Annotated in this window: 23 protein-coding genes; 1 reads left to right on the top strand and 22 read right to left on the bottom strand. The window is 71.3% G+C overall.

Features of this window, described 5'->3' with window-relative positions; all coding sequences use genetic code 11:
* Positions 1-155: 155 nt before the first annotated feature.
* The 14 genes from ACIRU3_RS28490 to ACIRU3_RS28425 all read right to left on the bottom strand — a co-directional run bounded on the left by ACIRU3_RS28490 (position 156) and on the right by ACIRU3_RS28425 (position 13,554).
* Complete coding sequence (locus ACIRU3_RS28490) at positions 156-1,466, bottom strand: methylaspartate mutase (protein ID WP_404061856.1); 1,311 nt, start codon at positions 1,464-1,466, stop codon at positions 156-158.
* Entirely contained in the window at positions 1,463-1,972 is a 510-nt protein-coding gene (locus tag ACIRU3_RS28485; protein WP_404061854.1) for a cobalamin B12-binding domain-containing protein, read from the bottom strand. The genes ACIRU3_RS28490 and ACIRU3_RS28485 overlap by 4 nt, the downstream gene beginning before the upstream one ends.
* Entirely contained in the window at positions 1,965-3,239 is a 1,275-nt protein-coding gene (locus ACIRU3_RS28480) for a type III PLP-dependent enzyme (RefSeq protein ID WP_404061851.1), read from the bottom strand. Before ACIRU3_RS28480 ends, ACIRU3_RS28485 begins: the two co-directional genes overlap by 8 nt.
* Entirely contained in the window at positions 3,236-4,750 is a 1,515-nt protein-coding gene (locus ACIRU3_RS28475; RefSeq protein WP_404062252.1) for an AMP-binding protein, read from the bottom strand. Before ACIRU3_RS28475 ends, ACIRU3_RS28480 begins: the two co-directional genes overlap by 4 nt.
* Positions 4,751-4,893: 143 nt before the next feature.
* Entirely contained in the window at positions 4,894-5,400 is a 507-nt protein-coding gene (locus ACIRU3_RS28470) for a flavin reductase family protein (protein WP_404061848.1), read from the bottom strand.
* 11 nt (positions 5,401-5,411) lie between these two features.
* Entirely contained in the window at positions 5,412-7,001 is a 1,590-nt protein-coding gene (locus ACIRU3_RS28465; RefSeq protein ID WP_404061845.1) for an amino acid adenylation domain-containing protein, read from the bottom strand.
* Complete coding sequence (locus ACIRU3_RS28460) at positions 6,991-7,932, bottom strand: hypothetical protein (protein WP_404061844.1); 942 nt, start codon at positions 7,930-7,932, stop codon at positions 6,991-6,993. The genes ACIRU3_RS28465 and ACIRU3_RS28460 overlap by 11 nt, the downstream gene beginning before the upstream one ends.
* On the bottom strand, positions 7,929-8,579 hold the full coding sequence (locus ACIRU3_RS28455; RefSeq protein ID WP_404061841.1) for a 4'-phosphopantetheinyl transferase family protein: 651 nt from the start codon (positions 8,577-8,579) through the stop codon (positions 7,929-7,931). Before ACIRU3_RS28455 ends, ACIRU3_RS28460 begins: the two co-directional genes overlap by 4 nt.
* Entirely contained in the window at positions 8,576-9,652 is a 1,077-nt protein-coding gene (locus ACIRU3_RS28450) for an acyl-CoA dehydrogenase family protein (protein WP_404062249.1), read from the bottom strand. The genes ACIRU3_RS28455 and ACIRU3_RS28450 overlap by 4 nt, the downstream gene beginning before the upstream one ends.
* 1 nt (position 9,653) lies before the next feature.
* Positions 9,654-10,850, bottom strand: a complete 1,197-nt coding sequence (locus ACIRU3_RS28445) for an acyl-CoA dehydrogenase family protein (protein WP_404061838.1) — start codon at positions 10,848-10,850, stop codon at positions 9,654-9,656.
* Positions 10,847-11,110 (bottom strand): phosphopantetheine-binding protein, encoded by a 264-nt coding sequence (locus ACIRU3_RS28440; protein WP_404061835.1) that lies wholly within the window; start codon positions 11,108-11,110, stop codon positions 10,847-10,849. Before ACIRU3_RS28440 ends, ACIRU3_RS28445 begins: the two co-directional genes overlap by 4 nt.
* Positions 11,111-11,126: 16 nt before the next feature.
* A complete protein-coding gene (locus tag ACIRU3_RS28435; protein ID WP_404061832.1) occupies positions 11,127-12,299 on the bottom strand; it encodes an acyl carrier protein in 1,173 nt (390 codons plus the stop codon).
* Positions 12,296-12,583 carry an acyl carrier protein gene (locus ACIRU3_RS28430; protein ID WP_404061829.1) on the bottom strand — a complete coding sequence of 96 codons (288 nt, stop codon included), beginning with the start codon at positions 12,581-12,583 and terminating at the stop codon, positions 12,296-12,298. The genes ACIRU3_RS28435 and ACIRU3_RS28430 overlap by 4 nt, the downstream gene beginning before the upstream one ends.
* A complete protein-coding gene (locus ACIRU3_RS28425; protein WP_404061826.1) occupies positions 12,565-13,554 on the bottom strand; it encodes a 3-oxoacyl-[acyl-carrier-protein] synthase III C-terminal domain-containing protein in 990 nt (329 codons plus the stop codon). Before ACIRU3_RS28425 ends, ACIRU3_RS28430 begins: the two co-directional genes overlap by 19 nt.
* Positions 13,555-14,060: 506 nt before the next feature.
* On the opposite strand from ACIRU3_RS28425, the gene ACIRU3_RS28420 reads away from it, so the two are divergent.
* Positions 14,061-14,663, top strand: a complete 603-nt coding sequence (locus ACIRU3_RS28420; protein WP_404061823.1) for an acyltransferase — start codon at positions 14,061-14,063, stop codon at positions 14,661-14,663.
* Positions 14,664-14,735: 72 nt separating this feature from the next.
* Here the strand turns inward: ACIRU3_RS28420 and ACIRU3_RS28415 are convergent, their stop codons facing one another.
* The 8 genes from ACIRU3_RS28415 to ACIRU3_RS28380 all read right to left on the bottom strand — a co-directional run.
* A complete protein-coding gene (locus ACIRU3_RS28415; protein WP_404061821.1) occupies positions 14,736-16,133 on the bottom strand; it encodes an NDP-hexose 2,3-dehydratase family protein in 1,398 nt (465 codons plus the stop codon).
* Complete coding sequence (gene rfbB / locus ACIRU3_RS28410; RefSeq protein ID WP_404061818.1) at positions 16,130-17,110, bottom strand: dTDP-glucose 4,6-dehydratase; 981 nt, start codon at positions 17,108-17,110, stop codon at positions 16,130-16,132. The genes ACIRU3_RS28415 and rfbB overlap by 4 nt, the downstream gene beginning before the upstream one ends.
* Positions 17,107-18,174: a glucose-1-phosphate thymidylyltransferase gene (locus ACIRU3_RS28405; RefSeq protein ID WP_404061816.1), complete on the bottom strand. Its 1,068-nt coding sequence runs from the start codon at positions 18,172-18,174 to the stop codon at positions 17,107-17,109. The genes rfbB and ACIRU3_RS28405 overlap by 4 nt, the downstream gene beginning before the upstream one ends.
* Positions 18,175-18,187: 13 nt before the next feature.
* Positions 18,188-19,309, bottom strand: coding sequence for a DegT/DnrJ/EryC1/StrS family aminotransferase (locus ACIRU3_RS28400; protein WP_404061814.1), 1,122 nt, complete (start codon positions 19,307-19,309; stop codon positions 18,188-18,190).
* A 157-nt stretch (positions 19,310-19,466) separates the two neighbouring features.
* Positions 19,467-20,705 carry a glycosyltransferase gene (locus ACIRU3_RS28395; RefSeq protein WP_404061811.1) on the bottom strand — a complete coding sequence of 413 codons (1,239 nt, stop codon included), beginning with the start codon at positions 20,703-20,705 and terminating at the stop codon, positions 19,467-19,469.
* Positions 20,702-21,688, bottom strand: a complete 987-nt coding sequence (locus ACIRU3_RS28390; RefSeq protein ID WP_404061809.1) for an NAD-dependent epimerase/dehydratase family protein — start codon at positions 21,686-21,688, stop codon at positions 20,702-20,704. Before ACIRU3_RS28390 ends, ACIRU3_RS28395 begins: the two co-directional genes overlap by 4 nt.
* Position 21,689: 1 nt before the next feature.
* Positions 21,690-22,889, bottom strand: a complete 1,200-nt coding sequence (locus ACIRU3_RS28385) for a macrolide family glycosyltransferase (RefSeq protein WP_404061806.1) — start codon at positions 22,887-22,889, stop codon at positions 21,690-21,692.
* Positions 22,890-22,920: 31 nt separating this feature from the next.
* Positions 22,921-25,485, bottom strand: a 2,565-nt coding sequence (locus tag ACIRU3_RS28380) for an alpha/beta fold hydrolase (RefSeq protein ID WP_404061804.1), incomplete at its 5' end; no start/stop codon positions are given.

The raw sequence follows: 25,485 nt of genomic DNA, 5'->3' as shown, positions 1-25,485 counted from the left end.
TGCTCGGGTCGGGACCCCGTGCCGGGCGTCACACGTTGTGGCGGCCGCGCGAAGATCCTCCACGTCCGGCGTGAGGATCTCCACGAGCCGGTTCCCACGTCGGCGGAGCGGCCTGATTCCGCAAGCCCTTCGCGCCGCCGGGCGAGGGGGTCCCGTCATCCATGGCCGAGTTCGCCTCCGTGCGCGTGGGCCGGAAGCGGTGCCTCATGGTCCATGGGGGCGCTGTCGAACATCCTGCGTACGTACGAGAGGTCGGCGAGCAGCCCCGTCGAGGTCACCTGCCGCTGCCGGTTGCCCGGCACGAGGTGCCTGATCGGCAGAGAACCGGTGCGCTCCCAGCGCAGCCGGCCGTCGGCGTCGATGTAACTCCGGGTCTCGCCGCGGTTGTCGGGATGCAGACAGTACGGGATGTCGAGGTAGCCCGAGCGGAAGGCCAGCAGCAGGGCTTGGCCGACATCCGCGTGGAGGTGCAGCACCGCTTCGACGAGTGCGGCCGCCTCCAGGTAGGTCTGGGAGTCGGGGTGCGCGTCCGGGGCACTGCCCGGGAGCGGGGCCGGGGCCCGGTGCGCCGCCCGGCTCGCGTACTCCAGGGCACGGACGTTCTCCGCGATCGTCGGGATCCTGCGCGATTCCGCCTCCGTCTTGACGATCAGCCGTTCGGCGCCGCCGGTCACCGCCAGCTCCGCCGCCTGCCCCAGCAGCCGGTAGGCCCCGTGCGCGGTCTGCGGATAGAGGCCCATGTACGCGTAGACCACGGCATGCCAGTCGTCGGTGGGCAGCAGCTCCGCGCAGAGCCGGCGCAGCGCCGCGACGGCTTCCCGATCCTGTTCGGGGTGGGTCTGCTGGGCATAACTGACCGAGACACTGCGTACCCCGTGCTGGAGGAAGAACATCGCCTCCAGCACGCTGATGGCGATCAACTGGCTCGGCGGGCACAGCTGTCCCAGCATGCAGCCGCCGAACGTCTCCAGGTGCGGTTCGATGCCCCTGTCCCGCAGTCGCGCGAACAGCCGGACGCTGTCCCGCCAGTTGGTGACGGACTCGGCGAGCGGGGTGCGACCGTAGGGCAGGCAGTACGAGACCGGGCCCCCCTCGCTGGCCCCGAGCCCGAGCACGGTCAGCGCCCGGAAGATGTCCAGCGGAGCGGCCGAGCCGTGCCGGACCTGGACGGGGAAGTCGGGCGCCCAGGTGTCGGCGAGCACCCAGCCGGTGGTCGCGGGCTCATGGCTGACGATGGGGTAGCCGTTGAGGTCGATGCCCTCGCGCAGCGCTGCCTGTACCGCCGTGAGGTGGCCGACCCGGGTGTGGGCGTCCAGGGTGATGGTGCCGACGGTGAGCGCGTCGGCCTCCTTGGTGGCGATCAGTCCCGCCCGCATCCGGTCGGGGCTGCTGAAGCCCATACGCGGCTGGACGACGAGGCGGCCGCTGCCCCGCGCCCGTACGAACGCCCCGAAGTCCCCGGTCATGCGGGCCGCGCCTGTCCTGCGACGGCCGGGGTCTGCTCGACGGCGGCGGGAGCGGCGGCAGGCAGCGCACCGATGAAGTTCCGCAGGGCGGCGACCGGGTCGACGCCGTCCTCGAAGACGGCGTCGAACCCGGCCGCCATCAGCTCACGGGCGCGCGTCCCGTCCGCGTCCTCGGTGACGCCGAGCTTCCCGCCGATGACCACCGGGACGGCGGACAGCCGCTCCGTGTGCCGCAACCGCTGGATGAGCCGCATTCCGTCCTGGTGTCCATGGCCGTTGACGCTGCTGATGACCACCACCGCCGGCTCGATGACCTGCACCTCGGCCAGCAGCAGGTCGTCCGGGACGCACGGGCCGAGGTTCACCACGTGGTAGCCGAGCTCCTCGATCAGCAGCTGAAGGAAGACCAGATTCCAGGTGTGCGCGTCGGAGGCCATGGAGGTCACCACCACCGTGGTGCCGCCGCGCACCGGTCCCCCGCTCCGGGGGGCGAGCGCGTCACTCATCCCGTTCCACCCGCCGGTAGGAGCGCACATGCTCGATACGGGAGACGGAGACCACCTCACCCCCGCGGACCACGACCTCGGTCGGCGCGGGCCGGCCCAGGAACATCAGCAGGCTGGCCGTGGGACCGTAGGCCCCGGTGTTGGGAATGGCGACCACATCGCCGGGGGCCAGCTCAGGTACCGGGATCTCGCGGCCCAGGATGTCGCCGGGCGTGCACAGCGGACCGGCCAGGCTCGCCTTCTCCCCCGCCTCCTGCTCCGCGGCCGCCTGGCGCTGCGCCCCCGGGCCCGCGACACTCACGGAGACCGGCAGGATCCGGCCGAGGCCCGACATGCCTCCGAAGGTGTTGATGCCCGCGTCGAGGATGACGAACTTCCGCCCCCGGCTGACCTTGACGTTGCTGACCGTGGCCAGCAGGGTGCCGCTGTCGCCCACCAGATAGCGGCCCGACTCCACGGCGACGCGGGGCGCGCCCTGACGCCATCCCGGGAAGCTCAGGTCCAGGGCGGCCGCCAGCTCGGCGCGCAGCTTGGGGTAGGCCGCCCGCTCACCGTGCTGGCCGTACGGCACCGAGAAGCCGCCGCCGATGTCCAGCAGCCGCAGCGGTACGCCGAGGTCGCACTGCATCTGCGCGGCCACCTCGATGGTGTGCCGGAACTCCGCGATCAGCGCGTCCTCGTCCTTGGCGTTGCTCTGCGAGAACAGGTGGAGACCGGCGATGGAGGTGCCGGGCACCGCGCGCAGCTCGGCGGCGATGCCGGCGACGGTTTCGCTGTCGATGCCGAACTGGGTGGGTTTGCCGGTCATCCGGATGCCGGTGCTGGCGCTCGCGGTCGCGCTGTTGATCCGCAGCAGGCAGTCGGCGACCGTCCCGTGGGCGGTGGCGGCCGCGCCGATGCTCTCGAGGTCGGTGAGCGATTCGGCCGAGAACAGCCGCACCCCGGCGTCGATCGCCTCCCGCAGCTCGCCGGGGGTCTTGCCGGGGCCGGTGTAGAGAATGTCGGAGCCGGGGTATCCGGCCTCCAGGGCCGCCGCCAGCTCACCGGTGGAGCTGATCTCGGCCTTGCAGGCGTGGCTGTCACCGGAGCGCAGGGCGCGTGCGACGTCCACGTGGGGGTTGGCCTTGAAGGCGTAGAAGACCTCTGTGCCCTCCGGCAGGAGGCCGAACAGGTCGCGCCGTGCCGCCGCGACCCGGTCCAGGTCGTAGACGTATGCCGGGCTGCCGTACTGCTCTGCCAGCTCCTCCAGGGTGCTGCGGCTGCTCACTGGTCCCCTCCGTCCAGAAGTGCGGTCAGCTCCTGGCGCGCGTTCTTGCCGTGCAGCGTGAACGGGAATTCCGTCAGGACGCGTACGACGGCCGGCATCTTCGCCAGCTCCAGACGCTGCATCAGCTCGTCGGTGACCGTGTGCGCGTCGAGGTCGCTCTCCACGAAGAGGGCGAGGTCGTGGCGGTCGCCGGGCGGCAGCGCGGCGGCGGCACGGACGCCGGGGATGTCCATCGCGGCGCTCTCGATCTCCAGGGTGGACATCCGGAAGCCCTTGCGTTTGAACATGTCGTCGCGGCGGCCTTCGAAGTACAGATAGCCGTCCTCGTCGAGGCTTCCGTAGTCGCCGGTGTGCAGCCGCGGCGCGCCGCCGGCCGGGTCGCGGCGGAAGGTGCGCCCGGTGACCTCGGGGTTGCGCCAGTAGCCGCGCATGACATGCGGGCCCTCGGCGACGATCTCGCCGGTCTCGCCGGCGCGGACCGGCGTGCCGTCGGGGTCGAGGATCAGTACCCGGGTGCCGGGCAGCGGCAGGCCCACCGAGGCGGGGCGCTCCAGCTCCTGCTCGGGCGGCATGACGGTGATGCGCTTGGCCTCGGTCTGGCCGTACTGCCGGACCACGCGCGCGCCGGGGAAGTGCTTGCGCAGCGCGTCGATGGTGCTCTGCGGCAGCGCGGCACCGGTGTTGGTGAACATCCTTACCGGAGGCGGGTCCTGGCGGTCCCGGCGGGCCAGCTGGGTGATCATGGTGGCCAGGGACGGGACGATCGGGACGATCGTCACTCCGGTCTCGCGCATCCGCTTGAGCAGGACGAAGTCGGACTCCCCGTCGGCGAGCACGATCTCGCAGCGGGCGATGCACGCCATCAGGACCTTGTACAGGCCGTAGTCCCAGGACATGGGGAAGCGGCAGAAGACGACGTCGTCGCGGCGGTAGCCGAGCGCCTCGGTCAGCGCACGGGAGGCGAAGGTGACCTGGCGGTGCGGGCTCACCACGGCCTTGGGGGCGGCGGTGGATCCGGAGGTGTAGATCAGGGCGGCCACGTCGTCGGGGTGTACCGGTTCGGCGTTCGACTGCGGTGCGTGGGACGCGCCCGGTGCGGACCCGTCCGGGATGTCGTACCCCTCGTACCGCTCGGTGACATCCGGCCACAGCTCGGCCAGGTCGTACACGGGGGCGGAGACCACTTCGCGCATCCGCGCGACCGCGTCCCCGTCCGCGATGACGAGCTTCGGCTCGGCGTTCTCCACCACGGATCGCAGATGGAACTGCTTCATGGCCGGGTTGAGGGGTACGAAGATGCCGCCGCGCCGTGAGGTGCCGTGGAACATGGCGACCATCTCGCGGCTGCTGGGCAGTTGGAGCACCACGCGGTCGCCCCGGCCGACGCCGTGCTCCCGCAGCCAGTCGGCGAAGGCGTGGCTGAAGGCGTTCAGCCGGCGGTAGCTCCACAGGCCGGCGGCGTCCCGGACCGCGTGGGCGTCCGGCACCTGGGCCGCAGCCTCGTCCAACAGGGCATGGATGAGCCCGCCTTCGCCGGGGCCTGCGGCGTCCCCGGTGGCATCATGACGGAGGGAATCGGTGTGGCTGTCCAACGCTGCTTCTCTCACTGTGGGGTGTAAGGAACGGGTTCGGTCGGGGGGGACGGCGGGGCGGGTCACGCCTCCGCGCCGAGCCGGTGCGCGGCCCGCCGGTAGAGCACGAGCGGCTGCCCGGCGTCCGCCGCCTCGGCACGGAGTACGGCGCCGACCAGCAGGGTGTGGTCGAGCAGCGGCACCTCATGAGTGGTCCGGCACACCACGCTCGCCAAGGCGTCGGTGAGCACCGGGGCGCCGTCCCGCTCGGTGTGGCCGACGCCGTGGAACCGCAGGAGGGGTTCGGCGGTGGCGAACCGCTGCGCCAGCTCCCGCCGGTGCCAGGGCAGGACGTTGACCGCGAAGGTGCCGGCGGCGCGGATGTGGTTCAGCGTCCCGCTCTCCGTGCGCAGCGAGACCGCCATGCTCGGCGGCCGGTCGGTCAGCGAGAAGACGGCCGTCACGGTACAGCCGACCGGAGTGCGGTCGGCGCCGTAGGCGGTCACCACCGTCACACAGGCGGCGAACCGGGTCATGACGTCGCGGAATTGCTCGTCGGAGACCGTTTCGGCGGACACCGGGATCGCCATGCTGTCCCCCTTCATCGCGCGGACGGATCGGTCGGGGCGAGCGCCCGCGTCAGGGCCAGGCGGTCGATCTTCCCGTTGGCGTTGAGCGGGAAGACCTCGAACGGAGTGAGCGTGTCCGGGACCATGTACGCGGGCAGAGCGGCCCGCACCGCCGCGAGCAGCCGCTCGGGGTCGACGTCCTCGCCCGTGCACGCGGCGGCGAGGGCACTGTCGCCGCGGGGTTTGGGGACCGCCGCCACGACGGCGTCGTACACCCCGGGCTGGGCCCGCAACGCGGCCTCGATCTCTCCGAGTTCGACGCGGTAGCCGCGGACCTTGACCTGGTGGTCCAGGCGGCCGAGGTGGACGAGACCGTCCGCCGTGGTGCGGACCCGGTCCCCGGTGCGGTACCACAGCCGCTCGTCCGGCGGCGCCGCGTCCTGGACGACGGCGGCCCGCTCTCCGTCGCCGCCTTCGTGACGCAGGAAGCGGCCCGCGTTGTCCTTCGGGTCGAGGTAGCCGGGGAACCGCTGGACGCCGCGGACGCACAGCTCACCCTCGTCCGCGGGGCGGCCGTCCTCGTCCACCACGAGCTGTTCCAGGCCGGGGTAGAGGTGGCCGATGGACACGGTGTCCCCGGCCTGCACCGTGCCGTCGGAGTCGCGGGGGACGCGGTACTGGGTGCAGCTCAGGGTGAGTTCGGTGGGTCCGTACAGGTTCTCCAGCACGCTGCCGGGAGCCGCCGCCTGCCATGCCGCGGCCTGGGCGGCCGTCAGCGGCTCACCGCAGAACAGGCTCCAGGCGAGCGTCGGCATGCTGTCGGGGACCAGTCCGCGCAGGCGCATGGCGAAGGAGATCACCGACGGTACGGCGAACCAGTGGGTGAGCCGGGCGCGCTTGACGAACCGGACCGGCGCGAGCACGTCGCCCGCTTCGGGTACGACGAGGGTCGCGCCCGAGCCCCAGGCCGCGAACAGGTCGAAGACCGACAGGTCGAAGGTGAGGTCGAAGGTCTGCGACAGCCGGGATCCGACGCCCAGTCCGTACCGGGGGATCACATGGCCGAGGTAGGCGCAGACGTTGCGGTGCTGGACCGGCACGCCCTTGGGGGTACCGGTCGATCCGGAGGTGAAGAGGATGTAGGCGATGTCCTCCGGGCCCGGTGTCGCCGCCGGCGGCTCGTCGCCGCTCCCGGCCGCGTCGTGCGGCTCGGCCGCGTCGTGCGGCTCGGCCGCGTCGAGGACGAGCACCGGCGCGGGCAGGTCGACATCGGCACAGTCCGGCTGGGCCAGTACCAGGTCGAGCCGGGCCGCGGCGGTCACAGCGGCGTTGCGGGCGGCCGGGAACGCCGGGTTGAGCGGCACCACCGTGGCGCCGAGCCGCTGCACGGCGAGGTAGCCGGCGTAGGCGGTGAGCGTACGGGCGGCCAGCAGGCCGACGCGGGTCGGCGGGGTGCCGCCTGCAGCGGCGACCAGCCGGCCGGCCAGGCGCGCGGCGAGGGTGTCGAGCTCGGCGTAGGTGAGGGCGGTGCCCGCCACCTCGAGCGCGACGGCGCCGGGGTGCCGGCGTGCCGTCTCGGCGAACCATTCGTGCAGGTGGTGGGGGGTTTGGTCAGGTGTCATGGGTGGGGACCTTCGTCTCTTCCAGGCGTTCGACCGCGTCCAGTACCGCGGCGAACGCCTTCTCGACCAACCCCCGCCTGGGCCGTCCGCGCTCGGCGGAGGCGAGGGCGAAGCGGACGGCGCGCGGCAGTTCGCCCCATGCGGCCGCGGCCTCGGCGGCCGCGGCGGCCTCCTTGTCCTCGGCCGCCGGGAGCAGCGCCAGCCGGTGGCGCTGGTGGCGGGACGCGGTCCACAGGTCGTCCGCGTGCCGGGCGAGCGCCGCCTCGTCGGCGCAGACCCGCTCGGCGACATGGCGCAGCGCGGGGGCCACGCCGTGCACCCAGGTGCCCTGCTCCGCCGAGGCGTCGCCGGGGGCCGGGACGTCGGTGCGGACCAGCCAGCGGTAGCCGGTGGCCGGGGGGAGTTCGACGGGGAGGCCGAGGGCGTAGCGGTCGCGGTTGGCGGCCTCGGCGGTGATCTCGGCCGGCGGGGTGGCCAGGCGGCGCAGCCCCTCGTCGTCGAACCGGCCGGTGTACGGGGTCTGTTCACCGTGCGGGAACAGGGCGGAGAAGTCGTCCCGTACCGACCACAGGCCGTCGGCGTCCTGTCGGACGAGCAGCCAGTGCGGGGTCTCGAACCGCTCGTAGGAGGGGGACCACGGCAGATGACGGGTGTTGCCGACGAGCAGGGCCCGGCCGTGCCGCGCCAGTTCGGCTTCGAGCGCCGCCTTGGTCTGCGCCCACTCGGGCGCGCCCCGGTACGCCAGTCCGCGGCCCGCGCCGTCCATGTCGACTCGCGTGTGGTGCGAGAACGCCATGCCGCCCGCCGCGGGGTCGGTGCGCACCGACAGCCGGACGGCGGCCGCGAGGTCCGTGGCGGCGGCCGGGGCCTCGGGCTCGAGGTAGGCCACCAGGTTCGCGGTGTAGCAGCTCAGTTCCGATGGCTCGCTCACACGGCCTCCTGGGGGATACGCGCTGCGGTCAGCTCGGTGAACGCGCAGCTCAGTGGTACGGGTGAATGCGCACGCAGGCTGACCCAGCGGTAGTCGCCCCAGGCGCCCCGTCGGGTGAACGGCCGTACGTCGATGGTCCAGGGACGGCCGGACAGTCCGGTGCCCGCGGCTTTGACGCAGGCTTCCTGGACGGTCCACACCCAGGCGAATTCGGTGCGGCGCCGGTGCTGCGGCAGCCGGTCGACGGTTCCGGCGTGCTCTCCCAGGCAGCGCCGCAGCAGGGCGTCGGTAAGGCGTTCGGGTGCGTGCTGCACGTCGACGCCGACCGCGTGGTCCCACGCCGCGCAGGCCGCGGCGGTGTTCCGGTCGTGGGTGATGCTGATGCCGATCCGGGGCCATCCGGCCAGCGCGGGCCGGCCGTGCGGTCCGTGGACCACCTCGGCCGTGGCGGCCTCGGGGAACCGGGCGGCCAGCACGCGGCGCAGCGCCTGCCGTCCGGCGAGGTGCTGGGTGGCCCGCCAGGCGGGCAGCCGGGCGGCTCCCGCCCGGTCGCGGTCGGTGAGCCGCTCCGGTTCCGGGTCGCCGGTGTGCGTGGCGACCCAGATTCCGGGGGCCGCCGCGAAGGGTTCCGTGGTCGTCGCGGTCATGGCGCCAGCCCGCTCAGAACGGTGTCGAGCCGGTCGGCGACGGTGTCGTGGACGGTCTCCGTGGTGCCGCCGCCGATGCCGAAGACGGCTGCCTCCGCACGGAGTTCCTGGACTCCTCCGGCGCCGAAGCCGTCCGCCCCCTGGAGCTGGCCGCAGACGGTCAGCACATGTTCGACGGTGGTTCCGGAGGCGGCCTTGAGCACGGCCGCGGCGGTGGCGTCGCGGTCCACGGCGATCTTCTCGCAGGAGGTGGCCCACAACGCGTGCAGTGCGCTGAGCCGTACGGCGCAGTCGGCCAACCGCTGCCGTACGCTCGCCGACTGCCGCAGCGGTACGCCGTCCACCAGCCGCTCCCGGAGCCGCCGTTCGGTGTCGGCGAGGACTCTGCGGCACAGGGCGATGGCCCAGGCGGCCGAGGCCAGCCGTTCCACGGCGATGTGCCGGGCGAAGAGCGCGAGACCACGGCCGGGGCGTCCCAGCAGGTGCTCGCGGGAGAGCACGACCCCAGAGAGCGTCAGATGGCCGACGCCGGAGCCCTGGAACAGCGTGGTGCCTGTCGGTTCCACCGTTACGCCGGGCGCGGTCAGCGGTACGAGCACCCACGTGAAGCTGGTGAAGTGGCGGCCTGGCTTGTGCCGGGCCAGCACCAGGGCGTGGTCGGCGGTCGACGCGGAGGTGACCCACCGCTTGGTGCCGCTGACCACCAGGTCCGCGCTGCCGTCGCCGAGGTCCACCGTGGTGCCGAGCGCGGCCAGGTCCGAGCCGGCCGCCTCGTCGGTGGCGGCGAGCGCCAGCAGGGTGCCGCCGTCCGCTGCCTGAGCGAGCGTCCGCTCGGCGAGCGGGGTGGTGGCCGTCTCGGCGAGCAGCGGGACGGCCGTGGCCAGCTGCACCAGCAGGGCGAGCACCAGGCCCTGCGGTCCGCGCGCGTCGGCGGCGGCCAGCAGCCGACGCAGCGTCAGCGGGTTCAGCCGGCCGGCCGGCCGCTCCCCGTAGAGCTCGGTGAGCACGCCCGCCGTGGCCCAGGCCGTGAGGATCTCCTTCGGGCCCGCGTCAGGCGGCAGCTCGGTGAGCACGTCACGCAAAACGGACCTCCGGGTCGAGCAGCGCGAGCTTGCCGTCCGCCTGCTGCAGCCGGTCGTTGTTGTAGTTCAGGGCCGCGGACCGCAGATCGCGCAGGGACCGCTCCAGGCCGGTCGGGCCCCCCTTGAGGTAGCCGTGGCGCAACCCCACCGCGTCGATCAGGTCCTCGACGGCCCGGTAGCACTCCTCCGAAGCGGTGATCTTGAGGGCGTTGATCAGCAGCTGGTAGCGGGGGCGGGACAGGTCGTCGCCGTCCGCCCGTACCTGGGCGAGCGTGGCGGCGGTGTGCCGCAGCAGGGCGTGCACGGTGTCCAGCCGCTGGCGGGCCCGGGAGAGCCGGGTCAGCAGCAGCTCGGAGTCGAGGTTGGTGCCCTTGCGCCCGGCGGGGCTGCGGAGCATCCGCAGCACCCGGGACAGGGCACCCCCGGCGGTGCCCAGCCAGCTGGCCGACCAGCCGAGGTGGGCCAGGGGGCCGAAGGTGTTGAGCACGATCGTGCGGAACTGCCCGTGCTCGCCGACGACCTGGTGCTCCGGAACACGGCCGGTCAGGTGCAGCGCGGTGCTGTGGCTGGCCCGCATGCCGAGCGGGTTCCACTCCCCCGACGGCTTGATCTCGAGCTGGTCGCGGTGCGCGTAGACGAGGGAGACCTCGTTGGGGGAACGGGACTCGGGGCTGCGCATGGTGATCAGGAAGCCGTCGGCGTGCAGACCGCCGGTGACGATCGGCGCGAACCGGTCGATGTCCAGCCAGCCGGGTTCGGCGGTGAGTTCGGCGCTCGCGGTCAGCAGATGGCCGCCCTTGCCGGCCTCCGTGGTCACCGATGCCAGGTAGGACCGGCCCGCGGCGATCTGCGGCAGCAGTTCACCGGCAAGGCGTTCGCCGGCGTGGTTCACGATGCCCGCCACCTGCTGGCAGTGCATGGAGTAGATCATCGCCACCGACATGTCGGCGCGGCCGAGGGCGATGCTGACGTCGAGCACGTCGTCGATGTCGCCGCCGAGCCCGCCGTGCTCGGCCGGCACCAGCAGCCCGAGCAGACCGGTGGCGCGCAGCTCCTCCAGTACGGCGACGGGGAACTCGGCGGCCTCGTCCGTGGCGTCGGCGTGCTTCTCCGCCTGGGCACGGACCTGTTCGACGGCGGCGGCGAGGTCGGGACGCATGCCCTGCGGGGCGCCCGCGGCCGCGCTCATCCGGCGTCCACCGCCGTACCCGCCTGGTCGGGCAGGGCACCGGAGACCGCGGCCCACAGCTTGCCCGCGGTGCTGAAGGTCTCCTCGGTGAGCAGTTCGTCGGGCAGCTCCACCCCGAAGGTGTCCTCCACGGCGAACATCAGCTCGATGGCCTGCATGGAGTCCAGGCCGTACTCGCGCAGCGGGGTGTCGACGGTGAGGTCCCGGTCGTTCAGGTACGGCAGGAAGGGGGTCAGTAGTTCGATGAAACGGGCGTCCACGGAAGTCCAGCGCCTTTCAGAGGGGTTTCGGCTGTGCGACGGCGAGGGCGCGGCGCACCAGGTCGGCGAGGTCGTCGATCCGGTGCAGCTTCTCGGGCACCAGGTCGGCGGGCGGGAACTCCACCGCGAACTCGGTCTCCAGGCGCTCGACGATCTCGACCATGCGGAGCGAGGTGAAGGCCGGCAGCACGGTCAGCTCCCCGTCCGGCAGCGAGGCCTCGGCCACGCCGAGGACGGAGGCGACCACGGTGCGCACGGCGGCGTACGGCGGCGGTCCGCCGCTGGGCGCCGCCGCCGGCCCGGCCGTCGCCCGGGGAGCGGCACCGCCGAAGACCTCGGCGTCGGCGTGGAGCAACTCACCGGCCCTGGTGAGCAGTTCGGGCGGCTCGGCGCGGCCGCGGGCGACCCGGCGGTACGCCAGGTAGGCGTGCTCGACGACGCCGTCCCAGCGTGCCAGGTGTTCGGCGACCGGCTGCGGGAGCCCGGCCGTGCCGCCGTGGGCGTACTCCGCGTGCAGCCGCCTGGCGCGGGCGAGCAGCCACGTCTCCAGGGTGAACCGCTCAAGCGCCACGGCCCGTTCGGGGTGCTCGAGGTAGCGCCGCAGATAGTCCTCGGCCCGTGCCGGGTCCGGCTCGGCCACCGGCTCGGGCGCGGGGCCCAGCGGTTTGGCGTCCAGCCGCAGGACCTCGACCCCGCCGGGGACGGCGTCCACGAAGGCGGCCAGTTCGGCGCGGCCGTACGTGAGGCGGACGGGGCGCGCCCGGCCCCACTGGGTGTCGTTGTGGTAGGCGTCCTCGACGGCGAGTGCGTCGCTGCCGGGCTCGCCGACGGGCTCGACGAGGAAGCTGTGCTCGACGTGCTTGGTGCCGTGGTACGGCACCCAGGGCAGGTGGTAGGCGTCGGCGACCACGTAGACAGGCCCGGTGACAGCGGCGAGTTCGGCGCCCCGCACCCCCTGCCGGTGGTCGGTGACGACCAGGCCGAGCAGGTCCTCGGCGTCCGTGAGGTGGTCGGCGAGGGTGGGTTCGGTGGTGGGCAGGGCCTGCTCACCCGGGCGGGGTGCGAAGCGCAGGCGCGCGCCCAGCCTCAGATGGGTGCCGGTGCCGTGGTGGCGGTCCGCGACCAGGGCGAGGTTGACCTGGAGGCAGTCGAGCAGTTCGGCGCGGACGGTGTGGGCGGGCTCGGTCACACCGCCCCCTCGACGGGGCCCGTCACCAGGTCGATGAGGTCCTGGACCGTCTTCAGGCTGCGGCCGGCGAAGAGGTCGTCCGGCAGCGCGGCGCCGAACTCGTCCTCCAGCCGTGTGAGGATACCGAGCAGGCCCATCGAACTGACCTTGAGCAGCTCGCCGTCGAGCGGTTCGCCGTCCGGCACCCGGGAGGGTTCGACGGCGGCGCGGGCCTCGGTGACGACGATGTGTTTGACCGTCTCGCGGACGGCGTCCTGGTCGGGCCTCACCGGGCGTCGCTCCACGACGGCTCCCCGGTGACGGTGAGGACGGCCGACGAGCAGATCCAGCCGGGGCCCTGGGAGGTCATGAGGACGTTGTCGCCGGGCCGCAGCTCGCCGGTCCGCGCCAGGTGCTCCAGGGTGATGAAGATGTCGGCGCCGCCGGAGTGTCCGACCTTGTTCCCGTACTCCGCGCAGAGCCGGTCCATCGGAATTCCGAGCGGTCGCATGAGGGCCTGCTCGACCATGCGTGTGTCGACGTTGATGGTGATGACCTTGGAGATCTCTTCAGCCGTCACACCGGCGTCGTTCAGCGATTCGTTGATGACGCCGAGATCGAACTTGAAGAAAGCCTCGAAAAGCTGGGCGAAGCCCATGACGTTGTCGACGAAATGCTGCGAACGCTCGCCCATGTTGAAGTGCTTTTCCGCCTCTCCACGGGGCGGAAGAAGCGACTCCTCACCACGGTGCCACTTCTCGATCTCATGCAGCGTGCCAGAATTCAGAGAACGCACCTGAGCGAATCCAGCGGCACTGCTGATCACCGCAGCGGCGGCACCGTCCGAATAGATGGAAGAGGTACCGAAATCGTTCCACCGATTGAAGAGCGGGGTGGTGAAGTTCGATGCCGTGGTCAGGAGCACACGGTCCCGCCGAGCGGCACCGGTCAACTGTCCGATACCCACCTCGAGGGCGCCGAGAAGACCATTGCAACCCTGGTGGACATCGAAGGAGGGAATGTTCCCGGCGCCCAGTTCGCGAAGGATGTAGCCGGGGGCGTAGGCACCCTCGGGAACCTGGTAGTACACGCTGCCGTGAATGTGTGCGTCGATCGCGGCGGTGTCGGCGGCGGACCGCTCGATGGCGCTGCGGGCGGCACGAACTGCCATGTCAACGGCGGGTTCATCACCAGCGACATGGGTGCCGGTCAGGCCGGCCGCCTTGAACTCGCCGAGCTGGTACTCGCCGATCCCCGGCGCGTCGTCGACACTCACCCAGTCAGGAAGATAAACCCCGATAGAGTCAATGTGAACACCCTCAACCCGCATTCTGGAATCCTTTCGGTACGGTCACGTGAAGGCAAGGAGGGGTGAACTTCGGCGGCGCACTACGAAAGGATTTGACGTATACGGAAGGCCGAACAAAGACCCCGTTGAATGTTAAATCCCTACCCCGTGCCAGAACCTGTTCCCCCGTGCCTGAATATGTCGGCAGCTATTGACCAGCTAAATCGCACGTCAGCTTCATGTCAAGCGGCTCCGGAGCCGACCCAAATATTAGCATCAGCGCATGTGGCAACTCTGCTACAAATATGGCAACAGAAAGTAACCGGGGCTCTCGGCGATGCGGTGGTTCATCCCCGCAATCAACGCCCGGCACCATCCGTCCCGTTCACCCACAGTGATCATTTACGGCCTCCGGGAGAAACCTTGCGGGGCTGTGATCTCAACCACAATGCGGTTGAGGCTATGCTCTGGCGCTCCCGAGTGGAGGAGGCGCAGTGGCTGCGTACATTCACCCCACCGCAGAGGTGGACGAGAAAGCCGAGGTCGGTGACGGAACATCGGTCTGGGGACTGTCCCACATACGGGAGGACGCCAGAGTCGGCCGGAACTGCAACATCGGCCGCGGGGTCTACATCGGCCCCGGAGCGACGCTCGGGGACAACTGCAAGGTGCAGAACCACGCCCTGGTCTACGAGCCCGCCCAGGTCGCGGACGGCGTCTTCATCGGCCCCGCGGTGGTGTTCACCAACGACCCGCATCCGCGCGCCATCACGCCCGAGGAGCGGCCGAAGGGCCCGGACGACTGGACGCCGGTGGGTGTGATCGTCCGTCAGGGAGCCTCCATAGGTGCCCGCGCGGTGTGCGTGGCGCCCGTGACGATCGGCCGCTGGGCCATGGTCGCGGCGGGTTCGGTGGTGACCCGGGACGTACCCGACCACGCCCTGGTCGCCGGAGTGCCGGCCCGCCGGATCAGGTGGGTGGGACGCGCCGGGGTACCGCTCGAGGACGAGGGCGACGGCCGGTTCCGCTGCCCGGAGACGGGCGAGGGCTACACGGAGCGGCACGGCGTGCTGCATGCGGACAAAGACCTCTCGTGACCGGTGTTCCTGACGGGTGTTCCTGACCGGCGGTTCCGGTGGGGTGCCACGGCGCCCCACCGGGACCGCCGGCTAGCGGGTGGTGCGCATGGTGTTCCAGCAGGCGAGCAGGGTGCGCGCCTGCACGCTGACGTAGTTGCCGTGCCGCAGCAGCGCGCCCAGCTGATCGAAGCTGAACCAGGCGCAGTCCGGCGGCGGTTGCACCGGGTGCGCGTCGTCCGCCTCGACGATGAGGTGGCGCCCCACGGCGTTCAGGAACCGTCCGCCCTCTTCCGAGTGCAGCGCGTCGTACCGGATCCGCTCCGGTTCGGCGGCCAGCACGTAGTCCAGCAGCGGTGGCCGCTCGGCCGGGTCATGGTTCTCCGGTACGCACTGCACGGTCGGCCCGAGCTCCACCGTCTCGCGGAAGCCGGGTTCGGCCCTGGCCCGCATCAGCACATGCGGGACGCCGCCGAACTCCCTTACCACGAAGGCGATCACGCCCGGTCCGCGGGGCGCGAACAGCGGCTGGCTCCAGCGGGCCACCTCCCGGCTGCCGGCCTGCACCGAGACCGCCACCACGTCGAAGTAGCGGCCGTCCGGGCGCGTGATCCGCGCCTCGTCCCGCTCCCAGCCCGCCGTCTCGCGCAGCGGGATCCGGGACACCTCCACGTCCCGGTCGCTGCGCTGCCCGGTGAACCAGCTCAGCAGCTCGGGTGTCGGGGTGTGCGCGCCGTCGGCCGCCGCCTCCGGGCGACCGGGCAGGAACGGCGTCAGGCAGGACAGCACCGTGCGGGCGTCCATGTTGACGACGTTGTCCCGGGTCAGCAGTTCATTGATCTGACCCAGTGTGAGCCAGCGGAAGTCGTCGCCGGCCGGTACGTCCTCATCGGTCTCCACCAGCATGTTGCGGTTGTTCTTGCGGTAGAACCACGCGCCGTGCTCGGACTGGAGGACATCGGCGATGACCCGGCCGCGCCGCGGTCCGACGAAGTGCTCGATGTGGCGGACCGGCGAGCCCTGGTGCACCCGGGTGTAGTTGCTGCGGGTGGCCTGGACCGTCGGCGAGAGCTGAAGCAGATTGGGATTGCCCGGCTCCATCTTGGCCTGCATCAGGAAATGGGGTACCCCGCCGAAGTCCTTCACCAGGATGCCGAGGATGCCCACCTCGGGCTGCCGGATGATCGGCTGGTCCCACTGCCCGTACGGGCCGTCGGCCGCTGTGATGCGCAGCCCCTCGACGCTGAAGAACCGCCCGGTGCGGTGCACCAGGTTCCCGGTGTCCGCTGCGAAGCTCCAGCCGTCCGCCTCGGCGAACGGCACCCGGTCCACGCGGAACGGGTGTGCCCGGCGCCGCTCCTCCAGCCAGTCGTCGAAGGTCCCGGTGGGCGGCAGCACCCCGTCCACGGCCCGCGCCGAGGCGGCCAGCCGCCGGGGCAGGGCGGGGTCCTCCGCCGGCAGCAACGCGCCGGTGCGGGCCGCGCCCGTCATCCCGCCACCCCCGTGCGGTCCTTCGGCGCCCACCACTGCGGGTTCTCCCGGTACCAGGCCACGGTGGCGGCCAGTCCCTCCTCGAAGGGAACGGCCGGGGCGTATCCCAGCTCATCGCGGATCTTGCTGTCGTCCAGGGAGTAGCGCAGGTCGTGGCCCTTGCGGTCGGCGACCAGCCGCACCAGCTCCGGCGGTGCGTCGCACAGCTGGAGCAGTACGTCGGTGATCTGCCGGTTGGTCCGCTCGTTGCCGCCGCCGATGTTGTAGACCGCCCCGGCCCGCCCCTTGGTGAGGACCAGGTGGATGGCGGCGCAGTGGTCGCTGACGTGCAGCCATTCCCGGATGTTGGAGCCGTCGCCGTACAGCGGAACCGGCTCCCCCGCCAGCAGATTGGTGACGAACAGCGGGATGAGCTTCTCGGGGTGCTGGTACGGACCGTAGTTGTTGGAGCAGCGGGTGATGGACACGTCCAGGCCGTGGGTGTGCCAGTAGGCGCGTGCGATCAGATCGCTGCCCGCCTTGGAGGCGGCGTACGGGGAGTTGGGCGCGAGGGGCCACTCCTCGGTCCACGAGCCGGACTCGATGGAGCCGTACACCTCGTCGGTGGAGACGTGGACCACCCGCCGCACTCCGGTGCGCCGGCACGCCTCCATCAGCTGCTGGGTGCCGACGACGTTGGTGGTCACGAAGGCGGCCGCGTCGTCGATGGAGCGGTCCACATGCGACTCTGCGGCGAAGTGCACCACCGCGTCGTGGCCGGGCAGCAGATCCAGCAGCAGCGGCAGATCACAGATGTCGCCCTGGACGAAGGTCAGCCGCTCGTGCCGCTCTGGCAGGTTGCCGCGGTTGCCGGCATAGGTGAGCTTGTCCAGTACGGTCACCTCGGCCTGCTCGTAGCCGAGGTAACCGCCGTCCAGCAGGGTGCGGACGTACCACGAACCGATGAACCCGGCGCCCCCGGTCACCAGGATCCTCATGCAGCCACCTCGACCCGGGCGTGGTCGCCGACGATCAGCCGGTGGGCGGCGCCGTCGGCCGGGGCGGAGGTGACGCTGGCCTCGCGGCCGATCACGGAGGCGTGCACCGCGCCCACGCCCTGCACACTGGCGCCTTCCAGCACGATCGTGTTGCTGACCTCCGCGTCGCGCAGCAGGCAGCCGCGGCCGATCGCGGTGTGCGGGCCGATGGAGCTGTCCTCGACCACCGCGTCGGCGCCCACCACCACCGGGCCGATGATCCGGGAGCGGACGATCCGCGCGCCCTCTTCGATCACCACACCGCCGATCAGCTCGCTCTCACCGTCGACGTCGCCGTGCACGGACGCCTTGAGCCGGTCCAGGAGTTCCCGGTTGCATTCGAGTACGTCATCCACCCGGCCGGCGTCCTTCCAGAAGCCGGTGTAGGTGCGTGCGGTCACCTCGGCGCCCTGGGTCACCAGCCACTGGATGGCGTCGGTGATCTCCAGCTCGCCGCGGGCGCTGGCCTCGATGGCGGTGACGGCCTCGTGGATGGCGGGGGTGAAGAAGTACACCCCGACCACCGCGAGGTCGCTGACCGGCTGTTCCGGCTTCTCCACCAGCCGGATCACGCGGCCGTCGTCGTCGACCTCGGCCACTCCGAAGGCGCGCGGGTCGGCCACCTTGTGCACCACGACCTGGGCGGCGGGCCGGGTGGCCCGGAACTCCTTGGCCATGTCCGTGACACCCGAGGTGAGGACGTTGTCCCCGAGGTACATCACGAAGTCGTCGTCGGCCAGGAAGTCCCGGGCGATCGCCACGCAGTGGGCGAGGCCGCGCGGCGCCTCCTGCCGGATGTAGGTGATCCGCACGCCCAGCCCGGAGCCGTCGCCGAGGACCTCCTCGATCTTCTCGGGCCGGTCCCCGACCACGATGCCGATCTCGGTGACCTCCATGGCCCGCAGTTCCTCGATCACATGGACCAGGACCGGCTTGTTGGCGAGCGGGATCAGCTGCTTGGGGGCGGAATGGCTGAACGGCCGCAGCCGCAGGCCCATGCCACCGGACAACACCAGTGCCTTCACCTGCAGTTCCTCCTCAGACCGTCGTCAAGACGTCACGCAGGGCGCTGATCACCTTGTCCTGGACGTCCAAGGGCAGCGACGGGTACATGGGCAGCGAGAAGATCTCGTCGGCGAGCGCCTCGGTGACCGGCAGCGATCCCTTGGCGTACCCGAGGTGGGCGAAGCCGGTCATGGTGTGCACCGGCCACGGGTAGCTGATGTTGAGCGAGATGTCGTACGCCTTGAGCCGCTCGATGATCTCGTCGCGCTTGGGGTGGCGCACCACGTACACGTAATAGACGTGCTCGTTCCCGGCGTTGGTGGCGGGCAGAGTGAGCCCGCCGGGGCCGGTGAGGTCGCCCAGGGCTTCCTCGTAGCGGCGGGCGACGGCGCGCCGGCCGTCGACGTATTCGTCGAGGCGGGTCAGCTTGCGGCGCAGGATCTCGGCCTGCACCTCGTCCAGGCGGCTGTTGTGGCCGGGGGTCTGGACGACGTAGTAGACCTTCTCCATGCCGTAGTAGCGCAGCCGCCGCAGCGCGCTGTCGGCCTCGTCGCTGTTGGTGACGACCGCGCCGCCGTCGCCATAGGCGCCCAGGACCTTGGTCGGGTAGAAGGAGAAGGCGGCGACGTCGCCCATGGTGCCGGCGAGGCGGCCGTGGTGACGGGCACCGTGCGCCTGGGCGCAGTCCTCCACGACGGCCAGGCCGTGCTCGGCGGCGAGCGCCTCCAGGGGCGCCATGTCGACGCACTGTCCGTACAGGTGCACCGGCAGCAGGGCCTTGGTGCGGGGGGTGATGGCGGCGGCGACCTGGTCGACGTCCATCAGGTAGTCGTCGGCCTTGACGTCGACGAACACGGGGGTGGCGCCGGCGCCGTCGATGGCGATGACGGTGGGGGCCGCGGTGTTGGAGACAGTGATCACCTCGTCGCCGGGGCCGACACCGATGGACTGCAGCGCGAGCTTGACGGCATTGGTGCCGTTGTCCACGCCGGTGCAGTGCCGGACGCCGTGGTAGGCCGCGAACTCCTCCTCGAAGCCGCGCACGCTGGCGCCGAGCACCAGCTGCCCGGAGCTGAAGACCGTCTCGACCGCGTCGAGGATCTCCGCGCGCTCCTTCTCGTATTCCGGCAGGTAGTTCCAGACGTACGTGGTCATGGGGGGTTGGGCCTCCAAGGCTTGGCGGGGCGGTGTGGTTCGGGGCGCGCGCTGGTGCGCGGCGGGGCGCGGACGATGGGCGCAGGCGGTGTGCGGGGTGCGCGGTACGAGGCCGGGGTTCCGGTGGATCGCACCGGCCGTCGTCCGCGCGGCGGGGTCAGGCTTCGGCGCGCCGCACCCACGCCTCGATGAGGTCGCAGGCGGTCTCGACACCGCGGTCGGCACGCACTCTGGTGCCGAGTTCGGCGGCCCGCTCGGTGTACCGCTGGTCGTCGACCACGGCGGTCACGGCGGCGCGCACCTGCTCGCCGGTCATCTTCTGGAACGGGACGGGCGCCGGGGACACCCCCAGCTCGGCGAGCCGGTCCGCCCAGTAGGGGCCGTCGGCCCAGCAGGGCACGGTCACCTGGGGCACACCGGATCGCAGCACGTCCGCGGTGGTGCCGAAGGTGGCGCCGTGGATGACGGCGGCGACCTGTGGGAAGAGCCAGCCGTAGTCGACCTCCTGGACGCGGAACTCGTCGTCGGGCCGGTCGCCTTCGGGACCGCCGACCACGATCAGCCGCCGCTTGGCGTGCCGTACCGCGTCACGGACCAGGGCGAGGGTCTCCTCGCCGTACACCGGCCAGGCGCTGCCCAGTGCCAGCACGATCGGCTTGGATCCGCTGTCCAGGAAGTCCACCAGGTCGGCGGGGGGCTGCCGGTCCGGGCGCTGCCAATACCAGTAGCCGGTCACATGCGTGTGCTCGGGCCAGTCGGCGGGCGGGGGCAGGAAGTGCGGGCTGTACGGGTAGAACACCGGCTGCTCGTGCCCCAGCAGGCCGACCGGCGACTTGCTCACCTTCGGCAGCCCCTTGCGGCCGCGGAACCTGTTGACCGCGGGCCGGTTGAACGCCCACTCCAGCTGGGCGGCCATGGAGTGGGTGAAGCGGGTGTAGGCCGGGCCGAGCGGCAGGTCCGGCGTCTTGTACGCGCGGAACTCCCGGGTCGGGGTGATCGGCCACCAGGAGACGGTGCCCCACGGCACGCCGGGGCCGGCGTAGCCGCTGCCGCGGGTGATCAGGTTGTTGAGCATGAAGTCGGCGTCCTGGCCGGCCTCGTACATCTTCTCCAGGGAGTCGGCGACCTCGTCCACAGTGGGGCGGGGCATGACCATGGCGGTGCGGATGGAGGACGGGCTCTTACGGATCGACTTGATGACCGCGGGTGCCGCGAAGTAGTCGGCACCGCTGCCGGGTATCTCCCGGAAGTTCAGGCCGGCTTCCTCCACCATGGCCTTGAAGTCCGTCGAGGTGGCCAGATCGACCTCGTGGCCGCGGGCCTTCAGCCCGGCCCCCAGCGCGACGAAGGGGTGCACGTCGCCGCGCGTGCCGAACGTCAGCAGTGAAACCTTCATATCGCCCTCTGCAAGTTCTCTTGATACCACTGCACGGTTTCACGCAGGCCGTTCTTCAGCGATCTCGGCGTGAAATCCAACAGGGCGTAGAAATTGTCGAGATCCAGTGCGCGCCGGGATGCGCCGACAGGTTTGTCCGGGTCGATCCGGACCTGGCCCGAACAGCCCGCCGCCTCGGCCACGAGATGGGCCAGGTCGCGAATGGAGACCGACTCGTCCGTGCCGATGTTGAGAGTCGGGAACCTGCCGTCCTCCACCATCTTCAGTACCGCGAGCACCAGATCCTTCACATAGATGAAGGTCCGGGTCTGGCTGCCGTCTCCCCAGATTTCGATGTCCTGCCCGGAGTGGAGCTTTGCGAGCATGTTGGGGATGACGTGATTGGTGGACGTGCCAAAGTCGTCACGAGGACCATACACATTCGTGGGGCGCGGTGTATAGATCTTCATTCCGAACTGTTCGCGATAGAGCTCCGCGAGTACTTCGGTGAACATCTTGGACAGCCGGTAGCCATTCGGCGTGTACTCCATGTGCCGCCGGTGGTCGTCTTCTTCACGCATCGGCGAGGTGCTGTCGTACGAGTAGATTTCGGCCGAGCTGAGCAGCACCACGTCCGCTATCTGCCGATCCCGTGCGAGATTCAGCACATGGGAGACCATGCGCATGTTCTCGTCCAGCATTCGGCCCGACTGCTGGAGCAGGAACTCCATATTGCCATCGAGTGTGGCGCAGTGGAGAACCGCGTCGATGTGCGGCGCCGTCGCGGCGGCGGCCCGCAGAGCCTCGTGGTCGAGCAGGTCCACGCGCAGCGGCCGCAGCGCCGGTACGGCGGGCAGCTCGGCGAGGACCTCGGGCCGCTCCCCGCGGTACAGGCAGAGTACGTCGGCCCCCATGTCCAGCAGCTCCTCCACGAAGTGGGAGCCGACGAAGCCGAGTCCTCCGGTCACCATGACCGTGCGGCCCGCCCACTGGTCCGCCGCCATGTCAGATGCTCCGCACATACGCTTCGATGGCGTCGGCGGCCCGGGTCGCCCCGCCGGCCGCCCGGACCCGGTCCCGCACGGCGGAGACCCGCTCCCGGATCCCCAAGTCCTCATCGGCCGTGCGCACGGCGTCGCGCAGCGCCTCGGGAGTGACCTCGCCGCGGCCGATCCGCACGCCCAGGCCCAGCTCAGCGGTGCGGCGTGCGGTGAAGTCCAGCTCCACCGACTGTGCCACGGAGACCATCGGCGTGCCGAAGTGCAGCGCCTCCATGGTGCTGCGCAGGCCCGCGTGGGTGACGAAGACCCGCGCGCGCTCCAGCACGGCGAGCTGCGGCACGCTGCGGTGCACCTCGAAGTTGGGCGGCAGGTCGCCGAGATCGGCCGGGTCCACATGGCCGGTGGCCAGCACCACATGCCAGGGCTGCCCCGCGAACGCCTGGACGCACGCGCGGTAGAACTCGGGCCGCTCGTTGAACAGCGTGCCCAGGGCGATCAGCAGCACGGGCGCACCGCTCGCGGGCGGGCTCCACGGATCCCGGTCGGCCGGGGCGGGCAGGCCGGGTCCGACGAACACGTACCGGTCGTCGAAGGTCTCCGCCGCGGGCTGGAACTCCTTCTCCACGAAAACCACATTGAGGTCCTCGGCCGCGGCGAGGAAGTCGGCGGGGCCGGGTGCGGAGAGCCCGTGCCCCAGCCGGAATTCCGCAAGCTTCGTACCGAACTCGACGAGAGCCGGGTGCTGCGGGTCGAACGCCGGGAACTCGCCGGCCAGCGCCTGGAGCACCGAGAAATGCTCATTGGACGCGAGCAGCGGCACGGACTGGGCGGCGGGCCGCTCCCATTTCTCGGCCAGGGCCCGGCCCGCGAAATTCATCAGCGAGTCGTAGACCACGAGATCCGGCAGGTCACCTTCGAGTTCCCGCTCCACGGCCTCCGTCGCCGCGATGTTCTCGCGCAGATGCTGCACCGGTCCCTTTGCCAGCTCATCGGCCGACAGTTCGGCCGGCACGCTGCGGTTGGCCGGCCACACGGACTCGTAGCGGATGGTCTCGGCACCGGTGGCCGCCACCTGCTTGGCAAATTGCTCTGTGGTCGCATAAGTGATCCGGCAGCCGCGGCTCACCAGGTCGGCGACGACCGGCAGGGTGGGGTTCACATGCCCCTGATAGGGCGCACCGAAGAATACGATGTGGCGCTTCAAGCTACTGACTCCGTTTCAACTTGCTTTGCTGTCACAGTATTTCATTGAGCCATTCTTCGACAACGCGGGCGGTCGACCCGGCGCATTCCTCGATGATGGTGAAGTGGTTTCCCGGCACATCTCGTACCGTATGGCCCAATTTCCAGGTGACGTGCAGCATCGCGCCGTCCTCCGGGGCTCCGGAAGCAGTCGGCATCGACTCGGTGGCACGCACCAGCAAAGTGGGCGTCTCAATGGGCTCGGGCTGCCAGGCATCGAGAATTCGGTGGTAACCGCCCATGGCGGTCACGCGGGTGTCGTTCATGATGTCCCCGCCCAGTTTGGCCTCGCGGTCGAAGACCACCCCGAGCATGGCCGCGGCGACGCTCTCGTCGGCCTCGTCGTCCGGCCAGGGCACGTCCAGGAGGACCAGTGCGGCGGGCGGCGTGCCCAGGCGCTCCAGCCGGGAGCTGACGGCGTGTGCGATCTGGCCGCCGGCGGAGTGCCCGACGAGCACGAACGGCTCCGTCCCGGCGGTGCGGTGCACCGCCCGCACGTGCAGCTCCGCGAGTGCGTCGATGTCGGCGGGGAGCAGCTCGCCGCGCAGGAATCCCGGCTGTGGAAGCACGGTCACGTCCCGGCGGTCCCGGAAGTACTCGGCGAAGCGCGTGTACTGCTGCGGTCCCGCGGTCGCCACCACTGCCGGGAGGCAGAACAGCCGGGGTCCGGCCCCGCCCGCGGACAGCCGGACGGCGTCCGGAACGTGGTCCTCGGCGGTGCTGCTGCCGAACGTGGCACGCAGCGTCGACGCGGCCATGATCAGCTCATTGCCCGCAGTGTGCCGGCCCTCGGCGAACGCCTGCCGGTACAGCGCGGTGACACCGCCCGGCGCGGCGCCGTCCGTACCGGATCCCGTGGCCGTGCCGGACGCGGTGCCGGTGCCGTCCGTACCGGCCAACTCCGCTCGCAGGTAGGAGATCACGGCGGAGGGCATGGTGTATTCGAAGAGGAACGCGGTCGGCAGCCGCAGCCCGGTGGCCGCGCTCAGCCGGTTGCGCAGGTCCACCGACATCAGCGAGTTGAAGCCCTGCTCGAAGAAGCCCCGGCCCAACTCGACGGTGTCCGGCGAGGCATGCCCGAGGACCGCCGCGGTCTCGTGCCGTACCACCTCGGTGAGGAGCACGGTCCGCTCGGCGTCCGGGAGGCCGGCGAGCCGGGATGTCAGGGACTGACCGCCATGGCGGCCGCCGGAGACGCCGCCCGCCGCGGCCGTCCTGCGCGCCGGAAGGCGGCGGACCGCCAACACCGTGCCCGCACCGCCGGCCACCTCGGCGCCCGACTCCGCCACCAGGTCGGCGACATCCCGGCGGGTCAGGGTCAGCGCGTCCACGTGCGCCACGGCGGCGCCGGTGGCGTCGGCGAGCCCGACGGTGACCGAGTCCGGCCCGGCGCCGGCGATCCGGACCCGGAGGGTGTCGGCGCCCGCGGCGTACAGCGCCATGCCCCGCCAGACGGACGGCAGCCACAGCGTGCTGCCGGTGTCCGGCCCCGTACGGTCCGCCGAGTCGCCGGAGGCGGCGAACTCGGCGAACCGGGCCGTCTCCAGCACGGCGTCCAGCAACGCCGGGTGGAGGCCGAAGCGCGCGGCCTCCGCCTGCCACTCCGCCGGCAGGGCCACCTCGGCGAAGACCTCGTCGGCGGTGCGCCACACGGGGAAGGGCGCGCCCTCCACCGGGTTCGCCGCCGCGTCCGCCGGGGGCCAGGCCGCCAGGTCCCACGCCGGGAGCGCGGCGCCGGTGACCAGCGCCCCCGTGGCGTGGCGGGTCCACACGGCCGGGTCCAGTGTGTCCGCGTGCTCCGGCCGGGTATGGACGGCGAGCGTACGGCGGCCGGACTCGTCCGGTGCGCCTACGCGCACCCGCAGATGGACGGCGCCGTCCTCCGGGAGGACGAGCGGGGTGTCGAGCGTCAGCTCCTCCAGCACGTCGCAGCCGACCTCGTCGCCCGCACGGACCGCCAGCTCCACGAAGGCGGCCGCGGGGACGAGCGCGGCTCCGTCCGCGCCCGCGGACAGCTGGGGCAGCCACGGCTGCGTACGCGTCGACAGCCGCCCGGTGAACAGGACCTCGCCTGACTCGGGCAGATCGATCGCCGCGCCGAGGAGCGGGTGCGTGGTGGGGAGCAGCCCGATCGCGTTCATGTCGCTTGCGGCGGCGGGGTCGACCCGCAGCCAGTAGCGGCGGCGTTGGAAGGCATACGTCGGCAGTTCGACCCGGGAGGCACCGGCGCCGGCGAACACCTGGCCCCAGTCGACCGCGACGCCCTGCGTCCACACCTCCGCCACGGAGGCAAGGAAGCGGTCCAGACCGCCCTCGTCCCGCCGCAGCGAACCAGCCACCACCGCGGACCGCTCCCGGTCCTCCAACGTCTCCTGCACACTCATCGCCAGCACCGGATGCGAACTGACCTCGACGAACACGCCAAAACCCTGCCCGGCCAACTCCGCCACCACAGACTCAAAACGCACCGTCCGGCGCAGGTTCCGATACCAGTAACCCGCATCCAGTTCCGACGCGTCGAGCAACCGGCCCTCCACCGTCGAAAAGAACGGCACGAC

This window comes from Streptomyces sp. NPDC101151, assembly GCF_044768335.1.
Taxonomy (GTDB): Bacteria; Actinomycetota; Actinomycetes; order Streptomycetales; family Streptomycetaceae; genus Streptomyces.
The sequence above is the reverse complement of the archived record's forward strand: the minus strand, read 5'-3'. Positions and strand labels throughout refer to the sequence as shown.

Coding starts and splice junctions, on each gene's coding strand:
- ACIRU3_RS28390 (WP_404061809.1), bottom strand. CDS start 21,688: ATGGCGGCGGACCAGTGGGCGGGCCGCACGGTCATGGTGACCGGAGGA.
- ACIRU3_RS28415 (WP_404061821.1), bottom strand. CDS start 16,133: ATGACGGGCGCGGCCCGCACCGGCGCGTTGCTGCCGGCGGAGGACCCC.
- ACIRU3_RS28465 (WP_404061845.1), bottom strand. CDS start 7,001: ATGACACCTGACCAAACCCCCCACCACCTGCACGAATGGTTCGCCGAG.
- ACIRU3_RS28395 (WP_404061811.1), bottom strand. CDS start 20,705: ATGAAGGTTTCACTGCTGACGTTCGGCACGCGCGGCGACGTGCACCCC.
- ACIRU3_RS28455 (WP_404061841.1), bottom strand. CDS start 8,579: ATGACCGCGACGACCACGGAACCCTTCGCGGCGGCCCCCGGAATCTGG.
- ACIRU3_RS28470 (WP_404061848.1), bottom strand. CDS start 5,400: ATGGCGATCCCGGTGTCCGCCGAAACGGTCTCCGACGAGCAATTCCGC.
- ACIRU3_RS28445 (WP_404061838.1), bottom strand. CDS start 10,850: ATGAGCGCGGCCGCGGGCGCCCCGCAGGGCATGCGTCCCGACCTCGCC.
- ACIRU3_RS28485 (WP_404061854.1), bottom strand. CDS start 1,972: ATGAGTGACGCGCTCGCCCCCCGGAGCGGGGGACCGGTGCGCGGCGGC.
- rfbB (WP_404061818.1), bottom strand. CDS start 17,110: ATGAGGATCCTGGTGACCGGGGGCGCCGGGTTCATCGGTTCGTGGTAC.
- ACIRU3_RS28400 (WP_404061814.1), bottom strand. CDS start 19,309: ATGACCACGTACGTCTGGAACTACCTGCCGGAATACGAGAAGGAGCGC.
- ACIRU3_RS28490 (WP_404061856.1), bottom strand. CDS start 1,466: ATGACCGGGGACTTCGGGGCGTTCGTACGGGCGCGGGGCAGCGGCCGC.